This is a genomic window from Streptomyces virginiae (assembly GCF_041432505.1).
GTDB classification, from domain to species: domain Bacteria; phylum Actinomycetota; class Actinomycetes; order Streptomycetales; family Streptomycetaceae; genus Streptomyces; species Streptomyces virginiae_A.
Window position 1 is genome coordinate 3,165,414 of sequence record NZ_CP107871.1, and the last position, 21,089, is coordinate 3,186,502.

At 70.8% G+C, this 21,089-nt stretch carries 19 protein-coding genes and 2 tRNA genes; 3 read left to right on the top strand and 18 right to left on the bottom strand.

Going from position 1 to position 21,089, the window contains the following annotated elements; all coding sequences use genetic code 11:
* Positions 1-115 precede the first annotated feature (115 nt).
* The 8 genes from OG624_RS14850 to OG624_RS14885 form a co-directional block, all read right to left on the bottom strand.
* Positions 116-188, bottom strand: a tRNA-Ala gene (locus tag OG624_RS14850).
* A gap of 131 nt (positions 189-319) precedes the next feature.
* Positions 320-553, bottom strand: coding sequence for a hypothetical protein (locus OG624_RS14855; RefSeq protein WP_008738908.1), 234 nt, complete (start codon positions 551-553; stop codon positions 320-322).
* A gap of 144 nt (positions 554-697) precedes the next feature.
* A tRNA-Ala gene (locus OG624_RS14860) sits at positions 698-770 on the bottom strand.
* A 123-nt stretch (positions 771-893) separates the two neighbouring features.
* Positions 894-1,550 (bottom strand): histidine phosphatase family protein, encoded by a 657-nt coding sequence (locus tag OG624_RS14865; protein ID WP_033224013.1) that lies wholly within the window; start codon positions 1,548-1,550, stop codon positions 894-896.
* Positions 1,547-1,993 carry a ribosome silencing factor gene (rsfS, locus tag OG624_RS14870; protein ID WP_030008628.1) on the bottom strand — a complete coding sequence of 149 codons (447 nt, stop codon included), beginning with the start codon at positions 1,991-1,993 and terminating at the stop codon, positions 1,547-1,549. The genes OG624_RS14865 and rsfS overlap by 4 nt, the downstream gene beginning before the upstream one ends.
* A gap of 119 nt (positions 1,994-2,112) precedes the next feature.
* Positions 2,113-3,825 carry an LCP family protein gene (locus OG624_RS14875; protein WP_033224012.1) on the bottom strand — a complete coding sequence of 571 codons (1,713 nt, stop codon included), beginning with the start codon at positions 3,823-3,825 and terminating at the stop codon, positions 2,113-2,115.
* A 24-nt stretch (positions 3,826-3,849) separates the two neighbouring features.
* Entirely contained in the window at positions 3,850-4,467 is a 618-nt protein-coding gene (gene nadD / locus OG624_RS14880; RefSeq protein WP_030008626.1) for a nicotinate-nucleotide adenylyltransferase, read from the bottom strand.
* 55 nt (positions 4,468-4,522) lie between these two features.
* Entirely contained in the window at positions 4,523-4,690 is a 168-nt protein-coding gene (locus OG624_RS14885) for a hypothetical protein (RefSeq protein ID WP_033224011.1), read from the bottom strand.
* Between the two features lie 140 nt (positions 4,691-4,830).
* Between OG624_RS14885 and OG624_RS14890 the strand changes: the two genes are divergently transcribed.
* A complete protein-coding gene (locus OG624_RS14890; RefSeq protein WP_033224010.1) occupies positions 4,831-5,910 on the top strand; it encodes a M48 family metallopeptidase in 1,080 nt (359 codons plus the stop codon).
* On the opposite strand, the gene OG624_RS14895 is transcribed toward OG624_RS14890, so the two are convergent.
* From OG624_RS14895 to OG624_RS14925, 7 genes are all read right to left on the bottom strand, one after another.
* Positions 5,894-7,075 (bottom strand): SCO2583 family membrane protein, encoded by a 1,182-nt coding sequence (locus OG624_RS14895; RefSeq protein WP_033224009.1) that lies wholly within the window; start codon positions 7,073-7,075, stop codon positions 5,894-5,896. The genes OG624_RS14890 and OG624_RS14895 overlap by 17 nt on opposite strands.
* A gap of 68 nt (positions 7,076-7,143) precedes the next feature.
* Positions 7,144-7,704: an SCO2584 family spore wall biosynthesis protein gene (locus OG624_RS14900; RefSeq protein WP_033224008.1), complete on the bottom strand. Its 561-nt coding sequence runs from the start codon at positions 7,702-7,704 to the stop codon at positions 7,144-7,146.
* A gap of 77 nt (positions 7,705-7,781) precedes the next feature.
* Positions 7,782-9,059, bottom strand: a complete 1,278-nt coding sequence (locus OG624_RS14905) for a glutamate-5-semialdehyde dehydrogenase (RefSeq protein WP_033224007.1) — start codon at positions 9,057-9,059, stop codon at positions 7,782-7,784.
* A 249-nt stretch (positions 9,060-9,308) separates the two neighbouring features.
* Positions 9,309-9,776: a hypothetical protein gene (locus tag OG624_RS14910; RefSeq protein WP_030715718.1), complete on the bottom strand. Its 468-nt coding sequence runs from the start codon at positions 9,774-9,776 to the stop codon at positions 9,309-9,311.
* A gap of 34 nt (positions 9,777-9,810) precedes the next feature.
* Positions 9,811-10,938, bottom strand: coding sequence for a glutamate 5-kinase (gene proB / locus OG624_RS14915; protein WP_030008620.1), 1,128 nt, complete (start codon positions 10,936-10,938; stop codon positions 9,811-9,813).
* Between the two features lie 91 nt (positions 10,939-11,029).
* The gene (locus OG624_RS14920; RefSeq protein ID WP_051763594.1) at positions 11,030-11,521 is read right to left on the bottom strand and encodes a GtrA family protein; all 492 of its coding nucleotides are present in this window, start codon (positions 11,519-11,521) and stop codon (positions 11,030-11,032) included.
* A complete protein-coding gene (locus OG624_RS14925) occupies positions 11,518-12,519 on the bottom strand; it encodes a glycosyltransferase family 2 protein (RefSeq protein ID WP_051763593.1) in 1,002 nt (333 codons plus the stop codon). Before OG624_RS14925 ends, OG624_RS14920 begins: the two co-directional genes overlap by 4 nt.
* A 183-nt stretch (positions 12,520-12,702) precedes the next feature.
* On the opposite strand from OG624_RS14925, the gene OG624_RS14930 reads away from it, so the two are divergent.
* Positions 12,703-15,582 (top strand): bifunctional glycosyltransferase/CDP-glycerol:glycerophosphate glycerophosphotransferase, encoded by a 2,880-nt coding sequence (locus OG624_RS14930; RefSeq protein WP_033224006.1) that lies wholly within the window; start codon positions 12,703-12,705, stop codon positions 15,580-15,582.
* The gene (locus OG624_RS14935) at positions 15,579-16,751 is read left to right on the top strand and encodes a glycosyltransferase (protein ID WP_033224005.1); all 1,173 of its coding nucleotides are present in this window, start codon (positions 15,579-15,581) and stop codon (positions 16,749-16,751) included. Before OG624_RS14930 ends, OG624_RS14935 begins: the two co-directional genes overlap by 4 nt.
* 99 nt (positions 16,752-16,850) lie before the next feature.
* On the opposite strand, the gene galE is transcribed toward OG624_RS14935, so the two are convergent.
* The 3 genes from galE to obgE all read right to left on the bottom strand — a co-directional run bounded on the left by galE (position 16,851) and on the right by obgE (position 21,077).
* Entirely contained in the window at positions 16,851-17,864 is a 1,014-nt protein-coding gene (galE, locus tag OG624_RS14940) for a UDP-glucose 4-epimerase GalE (RefSeq protein WP_033224004.1), read from the bottom strand.
* 80 nt (positions 17,865-17,944) lie between these two features.
* Positions 17,945-19,561, bottom strand: a complete 1,617-nt coding sequence (locus OG624_RS14945) for a glycosyltransferase family 2 protein (RefSeq protein WP_033224003.1) — start codon at positions 19,559-19,561, stop codon at positions 17,945-17,947.
* Between the two features lie 70 nt (positions 19,562-19,631).
* Positions 19,632-21,077: a GTPase ObgE gene (obgE, locus tag OG624_RS14950; protein ID WP_030715744.1), complete on the bottom strand. Its 1,446-nt coding sequence runs from the start codon at positions 21,075-21,077 to the stop codon at positions 19,632-19,634.
* Positions 21,078-21,089: the final 12 nt, after the last annotated feature.

The window sequence follows — 21,089 nt, forward strand, 5'->3', positions numbered from 1 at the left end:
GTCGACACGACGCACGCCGCGAGCCACACGCGACGACGTACACCCCAGGACCCACGACGGACAAGGGGACAACGAGAAGCGGGCCACCCGATCCGGGTGGCCCGCTTCTTCACTGTGGAGCTAAGGAGAATTGAACTCCTGACCTCCTGCATGCCATGCAGGCGCTCTACCAACTGAGCTATAGCCCCTTGTTGTGCTTGCCGCTTCGGTTTCCCTTGCCGGTTCCCCTTGGCGACGTCCCAAACATTACACGGTCATGGCCCTGGTCCAAAAATCGGTTTCCACCGACCAGAGACCATGTCCGATTTGAGCCAACTCGTCACGCTCGTGCGAACTGATAGAACCGCTTGAGCGTGCAGTGCTCGTCGAGCAGCCGCCCGTAGATCGGCTCCCCTTCCAGCTCACGGTACGTCTCGATCGGGTCGCCTTTTATGATCAGCGCCCGAGCGCATTCCTCGCACCAGTACTGGTAGTCGGGGTTGACCGGGTCCATGTCCCGCACGATCGGCGTGCCGTTGTTGCACCAGTCGCACCGGCGCCGGTGTGCACCCATCCGTCAGCGACTCCCTCCCGCGTCGGGCCGTCGTGTCCCCCTCCGGCGGTCACGATTCTGCCATGCCGGTGCGGGCCAGGTCAGCAAACGTAAAGGGTACAAAAGCAAGGATCCCGCCCCCTGTTGGGGACGGGATCCTGATTGTGGAGCTAAGGAGAATTGAACTCCTGACCTCCTGCATGCCATGCAGGCGCTCTACCAACTGAGCTATAGCCCCGCTCTCCGCCGCGCTCCCCCCGTCTCCGGTGTTCTGCGCTGCGAACAAGAAGAACTCTAGCCTGTGACCAGCCGGAAAGTGAAATCCGGGTGGAAGCCCCGCCGGGGAGCGGCAGAAGGCCGCTCAGTCGTCGTCGCCGAGCACCGGTTCCGGCAGCGTGCCGGCGTTGTGCTCCAGCAGGCGCCAGCCGCGCGCGCCCTCGCCGAGGACGGACCAGCAGCAGTTGGAGAGCCCGCCGAGACCCTCCCAGTCGTGCGAGTTCAGGCCCAGCAGGCGCCCGATCGTCGTACGGATGGTGCCGCCGTGGCTGACCACGACGAGGGTGCCGGGCCGCGGCAGCCGGTCGGCGTGTTCCAGCACCACCGGCGCCGCGCGGTCGGCGACCTCGGTCTCCAGCTCACCGCCACCGCGACGGACCGGTTCGCCGCGCTTCCACGCCGCGTACTGCTCGCCGTACTTCTCCAGGATCTCGTCGTGCGTGAGGCCCTGCCACTCGCCGGCGTACGTCTCGCGCAGCGCCGCGTCGTGCGACACCGTCAGCCCCGTGAGGGCCGCCAGCTCGGCGGCCGTGGCGGAAGCGCGCCGCAGGTCGGAGGCCACGATGGCGTCCGGCTTCAGCGAGGCGAGCAACCGCGCGGAGCGGCGCGCCTGCGCCACGCCCGCTTCGGTCAGCTCGATGTCAGTGGATCCCTGGAAGCGTCGCTCCAGGTTCCACGAGGTCTGGCCGTGGCGCCAGAGGACGATCTTCCTACCGGACTTGCCCGAGGTGGTCGCGCTCAGAACAGATCACCGTCCAGTTCGTCGTCGCCCGCCGCCTCACGCAGCTTGGCGTGCTCCTCGGCCTTGCCGATGGTGAGCTTGGCGTCCTCGGGAAGCTCGATCTCGGGGCAGTCCTTCCACAGGCGCTCCAGCGCGTAGAAGACACGCTCCTCGCTGTGCTGGACGTGGACGACGATGTCGACGTAGTCGAGCAGGATCCAGCGGGCGTCGCGGTCGCCCTCGCGGCGCACCGGCTTGGCGCCGAGCTCCTTGAGCAGGCGCTCCTCGATCTCGTCGACGATCGACTTGACCTGGCGGTCGTTGGGCGCCGAGGCGAGCAGGAAGGCGTCGGTGATCGACAGCACGTCGCTGACGTCGTACGCGATGATGTCGTGCGCGAGCCGGTCGGCCGCGGCCTGGGCGGCGGCGGTGATGAGCTCGATGGAGCGGTCCGTGGCGGTCACTGGCCATGCTTTCGGGTTGGCGGGCAGATCCTTACAAGGGTCTCATGTACCGCCGACACCGCCCGCGCGCAGCGTCGCGCGCGGGCGAATGCCTCACTCCGGACCGCTCGGGGGCCTGGTCAGGACGCCTTGTAGTCCTTGCCCAGGGTCACCACGATGTCCGCGTTGACCGTGTTCTCGCCCTTCTTGACGGCCGTCTCGGGCAGTCCCAGCGTCTTGGCGACCTCGATCGCGCGGTCCCGCTGCGCGTCGTCCTGGTAGGTGATCTGCGAGCCGGCCGCGGTCTTGTCGGCCTTGCCGCCGTCGACGAAGGTGTAGCCGCTGTTCACCAGCGCCGCCTTGGCCGCGATCTGCGTCTTCTCGTCGCCGGTGGCGTCCTTGAGGCCGACGCGCGGGGCCGCGCCGGGCTGCGCCGCGGCGCCGGAGCCGCCGAGCACCTCCTTGACGACCGTCTTGTTCGCGTCGTCCGTGAGCGCGCCGTCCGCCTTCACGCCGAGGACGTCCGTGCGGTACGCGCCCACCTTGGCGTGGGCGCCGAGCCGGGACAGCAGCGCGCCGAGGGTCTGCGCGTTCAGGGCCGGGTCGAGGATCTGGCCGATGCTCTCGACGGTCACGGCCGCCGTCTTCGGGTCGCTCGGAACCTTGCGCAGCACCGCCTGGAGCACCTTGCCCAGGCGCTCCAACTGCTTGGCCTCCGGTTCGCCCTGCCCGCGGAACGTGGCGTACGCGACGGCCATCGGGCCGCTCAGGCTCTGCTTCTGGCCCTGGGCCACGGCCGGGGTCTTGGCCGCGTCGTCGGCCGGGACCGCGGTGTCGGTGTCGACCTCGATGCCGCCGACCAGCTCGACCAGGTTCTCCAGGAAGGGGGTGTCCAGGCGCCAGGTGCCGCCGATGTGGGTGCCGAGCACGGAGTCGAGGGCCTCGCGGGTGCCGAGACCACCGTCCTCGACCGACTTGCCGAGTCCCGTCGCCGTGCCGTCCTGGCCGGTGATGGCCAGGGTGTTCGGCAGCAGGACGGTGGCGCCCTGCTTGGTGGTGACGTTGTCGACGAGCAGCGCCGAGGAGGTGCCGCCCTTCTTGGTGTTGTGCAGGTGGACGACGATCATGTCCCGCTTCTGCGCGCCGGCGTCGGCGGTCGCGCCGGACTTCTTGTCGCCGGGGCCGTCGAGGAAGGGGAGCTTGCCCGCGTACCAGAGGTAGCCGAGGCCGCCGACGAGGAACAGGGCGAGGACGACGATCAGGGCCACCACCCGGTTGCGGCCGCGGCGGCGGGCCTCCTCGCGGCGTTCGGTGCGGCTCTCGGTGAATTTGAGCCAGTCGATGACGTCCTCGGAGTCCTCGTCCGGCTGGTCGATGAAGGCGAACATCTCGGTGCGGTAGTCCCGGTCCGCCGCGGGCTCGTCGTCGTGCGCCTCGCCACGGGCGCCGCCGCCCTCGCCGTCCGGTCGGCGCGGCTCGGGGACCTGGGCGGCCGGGCGCTCGGCGGCGGCCGGGGCCTCCGTGGGCTCCGGGGCGGTCTGCTGCGGGATCCACTGCTGGGTCTGCTGCGTGTCGTACCCGTAGCCCTGCGCCTGGGTGTACTCCTGCTGCGCGTACTCCTGGGCGGCCGGCTGCTGCGGGTAGTACTGCTGCTGCTGTTGCGGCTGCTGGCCGTAGCCCTGGTAGTCGTAGCCGTACTGCTGCTGCTCGTACTGCTGCCCGTACTGCTGCGGGGCGGGCTGGGCGGGCTGCGCGGGCGCCTGGCCGTACACCGGCCGCCCGTACGCGTCGTAGCCGACGAGCTGCTGCTCCTGGGCGGCGTACGGGTCGTACGGATCCTGTCGGTCGTTCACCGCGGGGCCTCTCTCTCCGGAAGCTCAGGCTCCCCGGTACAGCTCACGCTTGTCGATGTAGCGCACGACGCCGTCCGGCACCAAATACCAGACAGGATCCCCCTGGGCCACCCTCGCACGGCAGTCGGTGGACGAGATCGCGAGCGCGGGCACCTCCACCAGGGAGACACCGCCCTCCGGGAGCCCGTCGTCGGTGAGCACGTGGCCCGGCCGGGTGACTCCGATGAAGTGGGAGAGCGAGAAGAGTTCTTCGGCGTTTCGCCAGGTCAGGATCTGTGCGAGCGCGTCGGCACCGGTGATGAAGAACAGATCGGCGTCGTCGTTCTGCGCCTTCAGGTCCCGCAGGGTGTCGATGGTGTAGGTCGGCCCGCCGCGGTCGATGTCGATGCGGCTCACCGAGAACTGCGGGTTCGATGCGGTGGCGATGACCGTCATCAGATAACGGTCCTCGGCCGGCGACACGGCCCGCTGCGACTTCTGCCACGGCTCGCCGGTCGGCACGAACATCACCTCGTCGAGGTGGAAAAGGGCGGCCACCTCGCTGGCGGCCACCAGGTGTCCGTGATGGATCGGGTCGAATGTCCCGCCCATCACGCCGAGCCGGCGCTTGACCGGACCGGTAGGCATCTCCTGCTCTCCCATGAGCGCAGAGCCTACTGGCCCGGCGGACGCGGCGTTCCCGGCGGGTTCAGCCGGTTCAGCGGTCGCGGTTCAGGCGCGTGGTGACCCACAGCATCAGCATCAGGATGACGAAGGCACCGCCGCCGGTCAGGTACGGGTTCAGGCTGTCGTGGTTGCCGCCGTGCTGCTCGGCCCCCTCCGAGGCGAGGACGACCAGGTTGTGGGCGGTGGTGGAGAGGCTCATCAGGCAGATACCTATCGAGTCGGGGAGCGAGCGGAGACTTCGCTCACATCGTATGCGGGGGCCTGGGGCACGCTCACGCCGACTCAGGCGTTGGAGAGGATAGACGCAGGGTCGAGCAGGTCCATCCAGGGGAGGGCGCTATGACGGAAACAGGGTTCGAGAAGGCACCGGCACGGGACCGCAGGCGGTTTCCCGGCATCTCGTCACGGGCGTACGAGCATCCGGCGGACCGCTCGGCGCTGGTGGCGCTGCGCAAGCTGAGCGGCTTCGACACGGTGTTCAAGGCCCTGAGCGGACTGCTGCCGGAGCGGAGCCTGCGGCTGATGTTCCTGTCGGAGTCGGTACGGGTGGGCGAGACGCAGTTCCCGCACCTGTACGCGATGCTGCGGGACGCCTGTTACATCCTGGACCTGGAGAAGGTCCCCCAGATGTATGTGCAGCAGGACCCGAACCCCAACGCCATGTGCATCGGGCTGGACGAGCCGATCATCGTGGTGACCACGGGCCTCGTCGAACTGCTCGACGAGGAGGAGATGCGGGCGGTGGTGGGCCACGAGGTGGGCCACGCGCTGTCGGGGCACGCGGTCTACCGCACGATCCTGCTGTTCCTGACGAACCTGGCGATGAAGGTCGCGTGGATCCCGCTGGGCAATGTGGCGATCATGACGATCGTGACGGCGCTGCGGGAGTGGTTCCGCAAGTCGGAGCTCTCGGCCGACCGCGCCGGACTGCTGGTGGGACAGGACGTGCAGGCCTCGATGCGAGGGCTGATGAAGATCGCGGGCGGCAACCACCTCCACGAGATGAACGTGGACGCCTTCCTCGCCCAGGCCGACGAGTACGAGTCGAGCGGCGACCTGCGCGACTCCGTGCTGAAGATCCTGAACCTGCTGCCCCGGACGCACCCCTTCACCACGGTGCGGGCCGCCGAGCTGAAGAAGTGGGCGGAGAGCCGGGACCACCAGCGGATCATGGACGGGCACTACCCGCGCCGGGACGAGGACAAGGACACCTCGGTGACCGACTCCTTCCGCCAGTCGGCCGCGCACTACGCCGACTCGGTGCGCACCAGCAAGGACCCGCTGTTCAAGCTGGTCGGCGACATCGCGGGCGGCGCGGCCGACATGGGCGGCAAGCTCCGCGACAAGTTCACGGGAGCCGCCGGAGCGGGAGCCGGCGCCGCGTCGCAGGACAAGGGCGCGGCTACGGAGCAGGGCTGACGGGAGCGGCCTGCGGGGGCGGGGGCGGCGTCGCGGACTCGGTCACGGGCGGCGCCTGGGGCGATGCCAGGACGCCGCACAGCCCGGCCGTGCGCCGCGGCCGGCCGGTGGCGTACGGGTCGCTCGCGGCCGGGCCCACCGTGGTCGGGCCGGCTCCGGCCAGGAGCGGGTGGAAGGCCCCGGCCGGGTCGGCGGAGCAGTCCTGGGGCCCGGCCATCACGTAGGCCGAGGCCAGCTCCAGCCGCCGGGCGTTCAGGTCGTCCCGGTCGAAGCGCAGCCGCAGCTCGCGTCGGACGGTGAACAGCGAGGCGCCGTCGGCCGCCGCCGGGGATCCGGTGGCGGGCCGTACGGCGTAGACGAAGGTGTGGTCGGTGGTGACCTCCAGCATGTCCGGGGCCACCTCCTCCACCGCGAGGGTGCCGCTCACACGGACCCGGGGGTCGGCCAGGACGGCGGTCGCCGGGTCGAAGCGGACCAGCCAGCCGGTGGCCGCGTGACGGCCGTCGCCGGAGGGCGAGGTCATGCTGCGGTCGAACTGCGCCAGCTGGTCGGGGTCGAGCAGGACCCGCACCGGGCGGGAGGCCGCTCCGGTGAGGATGTCGGGGTCCAGCGAGGACTGCACCAGGTAGTCCTTGGCGATGGACAGCGCGGCGACGACCTGGGCGTCGGTGAAGTGGTGCGTGCGGCGCACGGCGGGCAGGGCGATGCCGGCCGCCCCGACCCGGTAGTCGGCGGCGGGGCTCTTCGCGTACAGCTCGGCGGGGCGCCCGCCGGGCACGTCGGTGGCCGGGGCGAGCGGCACCACGGTGCTGGTGAGCGCCTGGGCGGGTCCCCCGGCCGGGGGCAGATAGGGGTTGCGCAGGCCCATGTAGACGGCGGCGGCGAAGGCCGTGGCGATGAGCAGCACGAGCAGCATGCCCTGCCGTGCGCCCCGGCCGGGCGTGCCGGTGCGGGCCGCAGAGCCGCTGCCGGACCAGATGGAGCGGCTGCGTACGGCACGGGCGTGTTCGCCCATCCGTTCCTGCGCGGAGTACTCCTGAAGTCGGGCAGCCCGGACGAAGTCCTCGTCGAACACCACGGACCGGTACTCGTCCGACCGGAAGTCGTCGTCGCCCCCGCCCATGCCCTCGGGGGTGCTGTTGGGTGGATCTCCTGGCACGGCCATCGCTTCTCCCCGCTGTCCCCGCTCCAGAGAAGCCCCCAGCTCCAACGTACGCGAGTGGGGTCGTACCTTCAGGGTTGGCGAACGGAGGGGTACGTAAACGCGCCGACGCCGGTGACTTCACCCCTGGGGGTGCTGGCGGGCGCCGGAGCGGGGTCCGCCTCACCCGAGGCACTGCGGTAGACGGCGCTGAAGGCGAGGGCGACCATGCCGAGGCCCATCACGAAGGCGAGCACCCAGGCGACGGGGCGCAGCCACGGTGCGCGACCGCGGTAGGGGCGCAGACTGCCGCCGTAGGCCCCGTACGGGCCGTCCGGGTATCCGTAGCCGCGGTCGTGGTCCCAACCGTGGTCGTCGTCGTACCCGTCGGGGTGGCCGTATCCGTAGCTGTCGTGGTCGTCGTCGCCCGTCCAGCCGCCGGCCACGGCGCGGGCGGCCTCGGCCTCCGCGCGCGCTCGGTCCGCCGCCCGCTGGCGCTCGGCGGCGCTCGGTTCATGGATCTCGGCGTTCCGGACGAAGTCCTCGTCGAACACCACGGAGGCGAAGTCGTGATCCGCGCCTCCGCGGTCGTCTGCATCGTCTTCGGGGGTCCCGTCGTCCGGGAACGGCTTGCCCCCCACGTCGTCCGGCACAGGAACAGCCTAGACCTGGGGGGCCTCCTTGGGCAGGGTGTCCGCCGAATTTCGGCCACACGGTGCTCAGGCGTTCGCTACCGAACGTGACCGTCTCCGGTGACGATGTACTTGGTGGAGGTCAGCTCGGGAAGGCCCATCGGGCCCCTGGCGTGCAGCTTCTGGGTGGAGATACCGATCTCGGCACCGAAGCCGAACTGGCCACCGTCCGTGAACCGAGTGGACGCATTCACGGCGACCGTGGTCGAGTCGACCAGCTGGGTGAAGCGGCGCGCGGCGGCCTGCGAGGTGGTGACGATCGCCTCGGTGTGGCCGGAGGTCCAGCGGCGGATGTGGGTGACGGCGTCGTCGAGGGAGTCCACGACCGCGGCGGCGATGTCGTAGGACAGGTACTCGGCGGCCCAGTCCTCGTCGGTGGCGGGCAGGGCGGTGACCTTGCCGCCCTCGGCGGCGGCGAGGACGCGGGCATCGCCGTGGACGGTGACGCCCGCCTCGGCGAGCGCGTCGAGGGCGCGCGGCAGGAAGGCGTCGGCGATGTCGCGGTGGACGAGGAGGGTCTCGGCGGAGTTGCAGACCGAGGGCCGCTGGGCCTTGGAGTTGATGAGGATGTCCACCGCCATGTCCAGGTCGGCCTGGGCGTCGACGTAGACGTGGCAGTTGCCGGTACCGGTCTCGATGACCGGGACGGTGGATTCCTCGACCACGGTCTTGATGAGGGAGGCGCCGCCGCGCGGGATGAGCACGTCGACGAGGCCGCGGGCGCGCATCAGCTCGCGGACGGAGTCGCGGGACTCGCCGGGGACGAGCTGGATCGCGTCGGCGGGCAGGCCGGCGCTCTCCACGGCGTCCCGCAGGATGGCGACGAGCGCGGTGTTGGAGGAGTAGGCGGAGGAACTGCCGCGCAGGAGCACCGCGTTGCCGGACTTGAGGCAGAGGGCGGCGGCGTCGACGGTGACGTTGGGACGGGCCTCGTAGATGATGCCGACGACGCCGAGCGGGACGCGGATCTGGCGGAGGTCGATGCCGTTGGGGAGGGTGCTGCCGCGGACGACCTCGCCGACGGGGTCGGGGAGGGCGGCGACGTCGCGGACGTCGGAGGCGATGGCGGCGACGCGCTCCGCGGTGAGGGTGAGGCGGTCGATGACGGTCTCGCTGGTGCCGGCGGCGCGGGCCTTGTCCGTGTCCACGGCGTTGGCGGCGATGATCTCGGCCGTACGGGCCTCCAGCGCGTCCGCGATCGCCAGCAGGGCGGTGTCCTTGGCGGACCGCGGGAGTGGGGCGATGGCGGCGGCGGCGGTACGGGACCGCTGCGCGGTGGCGAGGACGGGCGAGGTGGCGGCATCGAGCGAGGTCATGCCGCCCAGGGTAATCCCCCCGGGGTACCCCGCCGCCGGGGTTCCACCCCCCGAGACGGCGGGCGCCGGCCGTCCGCCGGGCCGCTGCGCGGGGCCTTCTCCCCGGGCTCCGCCCGGACCCGGTCCTCAAGCGCCGGACGGGCTGGAAAACCGGGGCTCCGCCCCGGACCCCGCTCCTCAAACGCCGGAGGGGCTGGATGGTCCCGGACCGGCTGGACGGTCCCGGGGCGGGAAGGTCCCGGACCGGGGCTAGTACGGGTGCACGCCCACCGGGTGGGCCGGGGGTGGGCCGTAGCCCTCCGCCACGCGCTGGTGGTAGGTGGCGCGGTCGATGACCTCCAGGCCGACGATCTCCCAGGGCGGGAGCTTCGCCGAGGAGCGGTGTTCGCCCCACAGGCGCAGCGCGACGGCCGCCGCGTCGTGGAGGTCCCGGGCCTCTTCCCAGTAGCGGATCTCCGCATGGTCGTCGGCGTACCGGCTGGTCAGCAGGAAGGGGTGGTCGTGGGCCAGTTGCTCCAGTCCGCGTCGGACCTCGGACAGCGGGGCCGGCTTGCCGGAGACGCTCAGGGTCACGTGCCACAGGCGGGACGCGTGATCCTGCTCCTCCCCGCCACCGCCGCCGTCACCGTCCCCTGTGCCGACGCTGGTCAGCGCTCGTCTCACCAGTCGCCTCCTGTCTCCACCACGCGGGTCCGCCCGCCCCTCACAGTTGACCAGTCCACGGGCCGCCGCGCTCCGCTTTTACCGAACCTCAGCCCTCCAGCAGGACCAGATCGTCCCGGTGGACGACCTCCCGCTCGTACGCGGGTCCGAGTTCCCGCGCGAGCTCGCGAGTGGAGCGGCCGAGGAGCTGCGGGAGCTCCTTGGCGTCGAAGTTGACCAGGCCCCGGGCGACGGCGCGGCCGTCCGCGGAGCGCAGTTCCACCGGGTCCCCGGCGACGAAGTCGCCCTCGACCGCCGCGATCCCGGCGGGCAGCAGGGAGCTGCCGCGTTCGGTGACGGCGCGGACGGCGCCGTCGTCGAGGACCAGGTGCCCCTGCGGGGTCGAGGCGTGCTGGAGCCAGAGCAGCCGGTCCGCGGAGCGGCGCCCGGTGGCGTGGAACAGCGTGCCGGTCCCCCGTCCGGCGAGGGCGTCGGCGGCCTGGCTCGCGGAGGTGAGCACGACGGGGATCCCGGCGGCGGCCGCGATCCGGGCCGCCTCGACCTTGGTGACCATGCCGCCGGTGCCGACGCCTGCCTTGCCCGCGCTGCCGATCGAGACGTGCGCGATGTCCTCGGGCCCGCGGACCTCTTCGATGCGGGTGGTGCCGGGCTGGGACGGGTCTCCGTCGTACAGGCCGTCCACGTCCGAGAGGAGGACGAGGAGGTCCGCGCGGACGAGGTGGGCGACGAGGGCCGCCAGCCGGTCGTTGTCGCCGAAGCGGATCTCGTCCGTGGCCACGGTGTCGTTCTCGTTGACGACGGGCAGGGCGCCCATGGCGAGGAGCTGGTCGAGGGTGCGGTACGCGTTGCGGTAGTGGGCGCGGCGGCTGGTGTCGTCGGTGGTGAGGAGCACCTGGCCGACGCGGACGCCGTAGCGGGCGAAGGAGGCGGTGTACCGGGCGACGAGCAGGCCCTGGCCGACGCTCGCGGCGGCCTGCTGCCGGGCGAGGTCCTTGGGGCGGCGGCGCAGGCCGAGCGGGGAGAGTCCTGCGGCGATGGCTCCGCTGGAGACGAGGACGATCTCCTTCTCGCCTCCGCTGCGGGCCTTGGCGAGGACGTCGACGAGCGCGTCCACGCGGTCGGCGTCGAGTCCGCCCGCCGCGGTGGTCAGGGAGGAGGATCCGACCTTGACCACGATCCTGCGGGCGTCCACGACACCTTGCCTAGCCGCTGACACGTCTGTCCCCTTGCCCCTTGCCGAAATGCCTGTCGCCGAGATGCCTGCCGTCTCAATCTACGGGGTGGGCGCGCGGGGCTGCTCGGGGGTTTCAGACCCTGGACGAGGACTCGGCCGAGGACCCCGCCGAAGACCCTGCCGATGATCCCGCCGAGGACCCGGCCACGGGCCCCGCCTCGGCGGAACCGGCCGCGGCCGCCCGGGCGGCGCCCGGGACGAGGATCTTGCGGGAGATCAGGAAGGTGAACGGGATGGCCACGACCGCCGCGACGAGCGGGGCGATCCGGGTGTCCATCCCGGCCCAGGTCACCAGCGCGTAGAGGCCGACGGACTGGATGACGAAGTTGGTGATGTTCGTCAGCGGGAAGAGGAAGAACTTCTTCCAGGTCGGCCGGGTCCGGTAGGTGAAGTAGGTGTTCATGAAGAACGAGCCGACCATCGCCAGGACGAAGGCGAGCGAGTAGGCGGCGAAGTACGGCATCCACGGGTGCAGGAGCAGGTAGATGCCGAAGAAGGTGCCGGTGTTGACCCCGCCCACGAGGGCGAATCTGAACACCTGGCCGAGCTGTTCCTTGCGGCTCATCGGGTGCTGCGCTCCACGATCGTAGGCTCCGCGACCGGGACCGCCGGCCGGTCGTCGGTCCGCGGGAGCGGCTGTGCTCCGTGCGATTCCTTCACCAGGAAGTGCGGCCTGCGCTTGGCCTCGTAGTAGATACGCCCGATGTACTCGCCGATGAGGCCCAGCATGATCAGCTGTACGCCGCCCAGGCCGGTGATGATGGCCACAAGGGTGACGTACCCCGGGGACTCGACGCCGTTGGTGATCGCCATGATCGTGATCCACAGGGCGTACAGACCGGTCAGCGCGACCAGCGACACGCCGAACCAGATCCCGATCCGCAGCGGCCTGTTGTTGAAGGAGATCAGGCCGTCCATGCCGTAGTTCAGCAGGGCGCCGAACTTCCACTTCGTCTCGCCGGCCTCGCGCTGCGCGTTGCGGTAGTCGAAGTGGACGGTGTCGAAGCCGATCCAGGAGAAGAGGCCCTTGGAGAAGCGGTTGTACTCCGGCAGCGACAGCAGGGCGTCCACGGCCGGGCGCGAGAGCATGCGGAAATCGCCGACGCCGTCGGTGAGCTCCACGTCGACCCAGCGGTTGACACCCCGGTAGTAGAGGCTGCTGAGGGCCGAGCGGAGCTTCTTGTCGCCCTCGCGCGTGCGGCGGGCGATGATCTGGTCGTGTCCCTGCCGGTAGTGCTCCAGCATGGTCGCGATCAGCTCCGGCGGGTGCTGGAGGTCCGCGTCCATGATCACCACGGCGTCGCCGGTGGCCTCGCGCAGGCCGGCGAGCATGCCGGCCTCCTTGCCGAAGTTCCGGCTGAAGGAGACGTAGCGGGTCCGGTCGCCGTGTTCGGCGGCGATCTTCCGGAGCTTGTCGAGGGTGCCGTCGCGGCTTCCGTCGTCGACGTAGCAGACCTCGTACTCGACGGGGAGGGCGTCCAGGACCCTCCGGATCTCCACGTCGAAGCTGTCGATGACGGCCTCTTCGTTGTAGCAAGGGACAACTACGGACAGCTTCGTCATGAACACTTCCTGCTGGATCCGAACGGGTGATTGTCGGCGGCCGGACCCACCTCTCACCTCTTCCTTAGAAGTATGCACGGCGAGGGTCGGACGGGCGTCGGGCTGCGGGAGTCGAGGGCGGCACACGGTAGCGTGGACGAGATAAGCGGAATCAGCTCAACGTAACGAAACGAAGGGATCGAGGTGCACGTGCCCGACGTCTCCGTGGTCGTCATCGTCTACAACGACGCAGAGCGTCTGCCGACAGCAGTCCGGTCGGTTCTGGACCAGACCCTGCACAGCGTCGAAGTCGTGATCGTCGACGACTGCAGCAAGGACCGCTCGTACGCGGTCGCCCAGGAACTGGAATCCGCACATCCGGGGAGGGTGCGCGCCTTCCAGCTGCCGGAGAACAGTGGCGGCTGCGGTGCGCCGCGCAACCACGGCATCCGGCAGGCCACCGGAACGTACGTGATGTTCCTCGACAGCGACGACGTGCTGGAGCGCAACGCCTGCCGGAACATGCTGGACGCCGCCGTGCGGACCGGATCCGACCTGGTCTCGGGCATGTGCGTACGCGTGCACCTCGACAACCGGTGGGGCAAGACCACCGAGTGGTACCCCTGGATCTACTCCCGCACGCGCACGCTGGAGTCGATCACCGAGTACCCGGACCTGCTGGTCTACGACACCCTCTCCACGAACAAGTGCTACCGGCGCGAGTTCCTGCTGGAGCAGGGCCTGGAGTTCCCGGTCGGCATCCACTACGAGGACCTGCTGTTCTCCGCGCAGGCCTACGTGGCCGCCCGCCGCATCACGCTGATCCCGAACCACGTCTACTTCTGGAACGTGGTCGAGAAGGCCGCGGCCCTGTCGATCAGCAACCGGCGCCACGAGATCGCGAACTTCGTCCACCGGATGGAGATCCACCGCCGCGTCGACGCCCTGCTGGCCGCGAAGGGCCACACGGACATCAAGTCCGCGAAGGACGCCAAGTTCCTCAAGCACGACCTGGTGCTGCACCTGCGCGACCTGCCGCTGCTGAGCGACGAGTACCGCCAGGAGTTCGCCCGCCTCGCCAACGGCTACCTCGCGGGGATCGACCCGGCCGCGTACGAGAACGTCACCTACCTCCAGGCGATCTGCGCCTACCTGCTGGGCAAGGAGGACTGGGACAACCTGCTCCCTGCCGCCGACGCCATGACGAACAAGGGCCGGCTCACCTCCCCGCTCGCCGAGCGTGACGGCCGCGTCTACTGGTGCGCGCAGCACATCGACGGTCCCGACGCCGACGAGGCCCGCCGGATACTGGACGTCACCGAGCAGGCCTTCCACACCACGCCGCTCACCTCGCTCACCCTGGGCAACCGGCTCACCGCCTACGAGGACGACGGCCGCGGCACGGTCACCATGTCCGGCTCCGTCGTGAACCCGCTGGGTCGCATCCCGGCCGACGCCGATCTGAAGGCCACGATCGAGTTCCGGGCCCGCCGGCAGATCGGCGTGCGGTCCTTCAGCTTCCCGGTGGAAACCGTCCGCCACGCCGGTGACACGATCGAGTGGACCGGCACCGCCGACGTCGCGAGCACCGTCCGTCCGCTCGGCATCATCGACGCCGTCTGGGACGTCCGCCTCAAGCTGACCGCGGGCGGCGACCGGATCATCACCCGTGTCGCGATCGGCGGGGTCGACCTGGAGTCGGCGAACCGGCTGCGGGTGCGTCCGCGGCTGACCCGACTGGTCTCCGACCGGTTCGGGCCGCAGATGACCAAGAAGGGCAACCTCAGCTATGTGCTGATCGCCGAGGGCGCCGCGGCCGTCCGCACCCAGTCGCTGATCAACAACGCCATACAGGGCAAGGCGGCCGGCCTGGTCAAGCGGGGCCTGCGCAAGGCACTGCGGGCCCGCCGGAACATGGGCTCCGGCGAGCAGAAGGTGAAGATCTACCACGAGGTCTTCTCGAAGCTGCCGATCAAGAAGGGCACGGTCGTCTTCGAGAGCCACATGGGCAAGCAGTACAGCGACAGCCCGAAGGCGATCTACGAGGAGCTCGTCCGCCAGGGCGCGCCGTTCGAGGCGATCTGGTCCTACGCGGGCTCCAAGCCCACCGGCTTCCCCAAGGAGGCCACCCTGGTCAGGCGCTGGGGCTGGCAGTACCTGCGCGCCCTCGCCCAGGCCGAGTACTGGGTCGACAACCAGGGCTTCCCGCTGGCGCTGGCCAAGCGCCCGGGAACCACGTACATCCAGACCTGGCACGGCTCGGCGCTCAAGCGGATGGGCTTCCACGAGCCCCGGACCAAGGCGCAGGGCCGGGCCGGCCAGGCCCGCTTCCAGGCGGCCGTCGACCGCTTCGACCACTTCCTGATCCGCTCCGAGCACGACACCCGGACCCTCGCCAAGGGCTTCCGACTGCGGGACGAGGTACTGCTGCGCACGGGCTACCCGCGCAACGACGCCCTCGTCGAGGCGCACCGGACCGAGTCGAACAGCGGTGAGCGGGTGCGCGGGCCCCTCGCGGGCGAGCTGGGCATCGACCCGGACAAGAAGGTGCTGCTGTACGCGCCGACCTTCCGGGCGGGCGCGGACGGCGCGGTGGAGGGCTTCACCTTCCCCTTCGACGTGGAGGAGTTCGCCGACCGGCTCGGCGACCGCTTCACGCTGCTGGTGCGGACCCACTACCTCAACAGCGTCTCGTTGCCGCCGTCCGTCGCGGGCCGGGTCATCGACGTGTCCCGGCACCACGACATCACCCCGCTGCTGGCCCTCGCCGACGGTCTGATCACCGACTACTCGTCCGTGATGTTCGACTACGCGGTCCTGGACCGGCCGATGCTGTTCTTCGCCTACGACTACGAGAAGTACGCGACGGACATCCGCGGCACGTACTTCGACCTCAAGGAGAAGGCCCCGGGTCCTGTGGTGGCCACGGCGGACGAGCTCCTGCAGGCGCTCGCCGCCTTCGAGGAGGCGGACGTCAAGTACGCCCAGGCACGGCAGCGTTTCCTCGCCGAGTTCGGCGAGTACGACCGTGGGGACGCGGCCCGCCGGATCGTCGAGAAGTTCTTCACCAGGAGCGGCAAGTGAACCAGCAGACCGTCGCTCCGGGCGGCCGTGACATCTTCATCGTCTCCAACAACGTCGACGAGATCGGCGGCGTGACCACCTGGTCGCACCAGATGGCCCGCCAGTTCACCGACCGCGGCCACCGGGTGCACATCGTGGGCATCGCCCCGGTCGCCGACGACATCCGGCAGAAGCTGCCGCAGGGCCTGCCGTACGAGACGACCACGCTCTACGACACCCACCCGCCGTCGGCCCGCCGGCTGCGCGGGATCAAGGGCCGGCTGAACGCGCCCGAGCGGCGCCGCCAGGCGGCCCGGCGGGCGCAGATGCGGGCCAAGGCCGAGCAGCTGAGCGAACTGCTGCGGGCGGCCCGTCCGGGCGGTGTCGTCATCGTCACCCAGGTCTGGGCGATGGAGTGGGTGGCGCTCGCCGACACCAAGGGGCTCACCGTCATCGGGATGAGCCACGAGTCGTTCGAGGCCAGCCAGAAGTCCACCCGCGGGGAGCGGGTCCGCCGCTTCTACCCGCAGGTCGACCGGCTGCTGGTGCTGACCGCCGAGGACGCGGACCTGTGGATCCGGGCGGGCATGGAGAACGTGGGGAGCATGCCGAACCCGCTGCCCTTCATGCCCGACTCCCCCGCGCCGCGCACGGAGAAGGTCGTGGCGTGCGTCGGCCGGCTGGCCTTCGAGAAGGGCGTCGACCTGCTGCTCGACACCTGGGCGGACGTCGCGCCGCACCACCCCGACTGGATCCTGCGGATCTACGGGGCGGGCGCGGAGGAGGCGACGCTGAAGGCGCACTGCACCTCGCTGGGCCTGGACGACTCCGTGGAGTGGATGGGCAGCACCGACGACGTGCTGGGCGCGCTGCGCGGGGCCTCGGTCTTCGCGCAGGCCTCCCGGGCCGAGGGCTTCCCGATCACCCTGCTGGAGGCGATGGCGGCGGGCGTGCCGGCCGCGGCCTTCGACTGCGCGCCGGGCGTACGGGAGATCGTCGAGCACGGCGAGGACGGGCTGCTGGCCCGGCTGGGCAACACGATGGAGCTGGCCGGGCACCTGCGCGTGCTGATGTCCGACCGTGAGCTGCGCGACCGGCTCGGGGACAACGCCTTCCGCTCGGTGCAGCGCTACTCCAGCCCCGAGATCACCGACCGGTGGGAAGAGCTGTTCTCCTTCCTGGAGCGCTGACCGCACCCCCCACCACGACGCACTTGTGGAGCAGCCCGCCCCGGACATGTCCGGGGCGGGCTGCTCCACAAGCGGTCGATCCGGCTCGCCTGCGACCGGTCAGGCCTTGTGGACGTCCCGGTGGGCGTCCTTGCGCGCCACCTTGTTCGCCTCCCAGCCCGCCCAGGCCGAGGTGACCATCTCGCGGACGTCGTGCCGGGCCTTCCAGCCCAGCTCGCTGGTGATCCGGTCGGCCGAGGCCACGACCTTCGCCGGGTCGCCGGGGCGGCGCGGGCTGATCACGGGGGCGATGTCGTGCCCGGTGTTCTTGTTCAGCAGCTCGACCATCTCGGCGACGGAAACGCCTTCGCCACGCCCGATGTTGACGGTGAGGTCCTTGTACTCGCCGGCCGCGCCCCACTCGGCGAGCTTGCGCGCCGCCGCCACGTGCGCCTCCGCGAGGTCCTCCACGTGGATGTAGTCGCGGATGCAGGTGCCGTCCGGGGTCGGGTAGTCGTCACCGAAGATCTTGGCGCCCTGGCCGGCGTCGTAGCGCTCGAAGACCATCGGGACCAGGTTGAAGACGCCGGTGTCGGCGAGCTCGGGGACCGCGGCGCCCGCCACGTTGAAGTAGCGCAGGCAGGCGGTGGAGATGCCGTGCGCCTTGCCCGCGGCCCGCACGAGCCACTCCCCGGCCAGCTTGGTCTCGCCGTAGGGGCTCAGCGGCTTGCACGGGGTGTCCTCGGTGACCAGGTCCACGTCGGGCATGCCGTAGACGGAGGCGGAGGAGGAGAAGAGGAAGTTGCGGATGCCCGCGTCGGCCACGGCCTGGAGCAGGACCGCGAGGCCCTGCACGTTCTCGTGGTAGTAGTACATCGGCTTCTCGACGGACTCGCCGACCTGCTTCTTGCCCGCGAGGTGCACCACGCCGGTGATCTTGTGCTTGCGGATGACCTCCTCCAGCGCCAGCCGGTCCAGGACGGAGCCGACCACCAGCGGGACGCCTTCCGGTACGCGGTCCTCGTCACCCGTGGAGAGGTCGTCGAAGACGACGACCTCCTCCCCCGCGAGCCGCATCGCGCGGACGACGTGCGCGCCGATGTATCCGGCGCCACCGGTGATCAGAAACGTCATGTTCTCTCCTTGGTCCTGTCCGACTTCGGGATGAAGAGTGCGGCGGGTGAAGTTCTCCGACCGGGCCCCGCCTCTTGGCCTCAGTCCGCCCCACGGGCCGCCCGGGCCCGGTCGAGGCGGTTGCGTACGAGGTACAGCGCGCCCTCGGCGCCCGGCGCGAGGCGCAGCGCGAGGGCACCGGCCCCCGTCCGGTAGGGCTGCGCCAGCAGAACACCGTACCGGCTGCTGGGCAGGGCCCGACGGCGAAGCAGTCGGCCCTGGGGGCGCAAGGAGGTGAAGACCGAGCTCCCGTCGGCACACCGCACGCCCACCCCCACGTTCCAGGCCTGCATCCTGCGCAGCCCCTGGCGGCGGCCGGTGACGGCGAGGTCGGCGAGACGGAACGGCAGGACGGCGCCCCAGCCTCCGCCGGAATCCGGGTGCAGCTCGACCGGCTGCGCGAGGACCGGCGCGCCGCCCGCACGGGGTACGAAGCTCAGCTGCGCGGTGACGGGCCCGGCCTCGGCGAGGCGCCCGTACAGGTCGTGCACGCGGATCCGGACGGCGGCGCGGCCGGCCGGTTCGGCGTCGACTGTGACGGGAAGCTCGCCGACCGGCAGCCCGGTCAGCCCGACCAGCTCGACCGGCAGTTCCTCGCTCCACACCGGAGCTCCGGTGGGACCGGTCGCGTACGGGGGCAGCAGCCGCGGCGGTTCGGCGGCCAGCCGGGTGAGGCGCTCGACGTCGGCGGGCGGGGTGACGGTGGCGCGCAGCAGCGAGACGATCCAGCGGGCGTGGGCCGCGGCGGCCTCGATGTCGGCCTCGGGGAAGGTGTCGACGTACTCGCGGGTCAGGGTCCACCAGGCGGCCTGGTACTCGGGGTCCCGGCCGAGCTCGCGCAGGTACATGCGCAGGTCGTACTCCAGGAACTTCACCCGGCAGGCGCTGCCCAGCACCGGGGAGGCCTCGGCGAGGATCCGGGCGGCCGTGCGGTGGGCCTCGATGCGGGAGCGCCAGTTCCCGACGTCCTTGCGGTCCAGGGAGATCGACACCTGGGCGGCGCTGCGGCGCACGTGCCACACGTAGACGAGGTCGCCGGTGACGGCGATGCGGGGAGCCGCGGCGAGTACGCGGGCGGTGAAGACGAAGTCCTCGTAGATGAACCGGCCGTCGGGGAAGCGCAGACCGTGTTCCTGGAGGAAGGCGCGGGCGTACAGCTTGTTGACGCAGAGGGTGTCGCGAACGAGCTCGGGCCGGTCCACCGGCCGCTCGATCACCTCGCCCGGGGTGTGCAGTCCGGGCATCCACGGGACGTCGTGGTGCAGGGGCAGCTCGCGTCGTACCGCCGCGCCGACGGTGACCGGGGCCCGGTGCTCCTCGGCGGTGCGCACCAGGGCGTCGGCGGCTCCCGGCGGCAGGATGTCGTCGCTGTCGAGGAAGAGGACGTATCGGCCGGAAGCAGCCGCGATCCCGTCGTTGCGCGGGGTGCCGCACCCCCCGCTGTTCTCCGTCCGGTGGACGACCTTGAGGCGGGGGTGGACGGCGGCCAGCTCGTCCAGCACCCGCGCGGTGCCGTCGGACGAGGCGTCGTTCACCGCGATGACCTCGGTGACCACCGGGCCCTGGGCGAGGGCCGAGGAAACGGCCTCGCCCACGAGCCCGGCGTCGTTGTACGCGATGACCACGACGGAAACCGTGGGGAGGTTGCTGCTGTTCACCCGGAAGATCCTAGGCGACCCACATAAAGGCGCCTTCAAACCTTCCGGGCACAAGTCCCTCGGGAGGGGCTCAGAACGGCTTGAATTCGTCGTATTCCTTCTGCGCCGAGTCCCCGCGCTGGGCTTCCTTGTCCTTGCGGCGGGTGGTGGCCGGACGCGGGGCGTCCAGACGGTGGTCCTCGCCGCGGCGGCCCAGCATCTCGGCGCCGGCCATGACGGTCGGCTCCCAGTCGAAGACGACCGCGTTCTCGTCGGAGCCGATGGCCACGCCGTCACCGGCGCGGGCGCCGGCCTTCTTGAGCGCCTCCTCGACACCGAGGCGGTTGAGGCGGTCGGCCAGGTAGCCGACGGCCTCGTCGTTGTTGAAGTCGGTCTGGCGGACCCAGCGCTCCGGCTTCTCGCCGCGCACGTTGTAGACGTCCTCGACCTCGTCGTAGGTGACGGTGAAGCCGGCGTCGTCCACGGCCTTCGGGCGGATGACGATACGGGTCGCCTCCTCCTTCGGCTTGCGGGCACGTGCCTTGGCGATGACCTCGGCGAGGAAGAAGGAGAGCTCCTTCAGGCCGGTACGGGCGACCGCGGAGACCTCGAACACCTTGTAGCCGCGGGCCTCCAGGTCCGGGCGGACCATGTCGGCGAGCTCCTGGCCGTCCGGGATGTCGACCTTGTTGAGGACGACGAGGCGCGGACGCTTCTCCAGACCGCCGCCGTAGAGCTTGAGCTCCTCCTCGATGACGTCGAGGTCGGCGATCGGGTCGCGGTCCGACTCCAGCGTGGCGGTGTCCAGGACGTGCACCAGCACCGAGCAGCGCTCGACGTGACGCAGGAACTCCAGGCCCAGGCCACGGCCCTGGCTGGCGCCGGGGATCAGGCCGGGGACGTCGGCGATCGTGTAGACGGTCGAGCCGGCCGTGACGACGCCCAGGTTCGGGACGAGGGTGGTGAAGGGGTAGTCCGCGATCTTCGGCTTGGCCGAGGAGAGCACCGAGATCAGCGAGGACTTGCCGGCGCTCGGGAAGCCGACCAGCGCCACGTCGGCGACGGTCTTGAGCTCCAGGACGATGTCACCGGTGGTGCCGGGGACGCCGAGGAGCGCGAAGCCGGGGGCCTTGCGGCGGGCGGAGGAGAGCGCGGCGTTGCCGAGACCGCCGCGGCCGCCCTCGGCGGCCACGTAGGTGGTGCCCTGACCGACGAGGTCGGCGAGGACGTTGCCCTCCTTGTCGAGGACGACGGTGCCGTCCGGCACGGGCAGGACGAGGTCCTGGCCGTCCTTGCCGGAGCGGTTGCCGCCCTCGCCGGGCTTGCCGTTGGTGGCCTTGCGGTGGGGGCTGTGGTGGTAGTCCAGCAGGGTGGTGATCGCCTGCTCCACCACCAGGATGACGTCGCCGCCACGGCCGCCGTTACCGCCGTCGGGGCCGCCCAGCGGCTTGAACTTCTCCCGGTGAACGGAGGCGCAGCCGTGGCCCCCGTTACCCGCGGCGACATGCAGCTCGACGCGGTCCACGAAGGTGGTCATGGGTGTTCCTCC

Excerpts from the sequence above, each read along its gene's own strand:
- nadD (WP_030008626.1), bottom strand. The coding sequence starts at position 4,467 with ATGGGAGAGCAGGAGATGCCTACCGGTCCGGTCAAGCGCCGGCTCGGC.
- OG624_RS14905 (WP_033224007.1), bottom strand. The coding sequence starts at position 9,059 with ATGACCTCGCTCGATGCCGCCACCTCGCCCGTCCTCGCCACCGCGCAG.
- OG624_RS14925 (WP_051763593.1), bottom strand. The coding sequence starts at position 12,519 with ATGACGAAGCTGTCCGTAGTTGTCCCTTGCTACAACGAAGAGGCCGTC.
- OG624_RS14885 (WP_033224011.1), bottom strand. The coding sequence starts at position 4,690 with ATGAGCCTCTCCACCACCGCCCACAACCTGGTCGTCCTCGCCTCGGAG.
- galE (WP_033224004.1), bottom strand. The coding sequence starts at position 17,864 with ATGACGTTTCTGATCACCGGTGGCGCCGGATACATCGGCGCGCACGTC.
- OG624_RS14895 (WP_033224009.1), bottom strand. The coding sequence starts at position 7,075 with ATGGCCGTGCCAGGAGATCCACCCAACAGCACCCCCGAGGGCATGGGC.
- OG624_RS14920 (WP_051763594.1), bottom strand. The coding sequence starts at position 11,521 with ATGAGCCGCAAGGAACAGCTCGGCCAGGTGTTCAGATTCGCCCTCGTG.
- OG624_RS14890 (WP_033224010.1), top strand. The coding sequence starts at position 4,831 with ATGACGGAAACAGGGTTCGAGAAGGCACCGGCACGGGACCGCAGGCGG.
- OG624_RS14855 (WP_008738908.1), bottom strand. The coding sequence starts at position 553 with ATGGGTGCACACCGGCGCCGGTGCGACTGGTGCAACAACGGCACGCCG.
- obgE (WP_030715744.1), bottom strand. The coding sequence starts at position 21,077 with ATGACCACCTTCGTGGACCGCGTCGAGCTGCATGTCGCCGCGGGTAAC.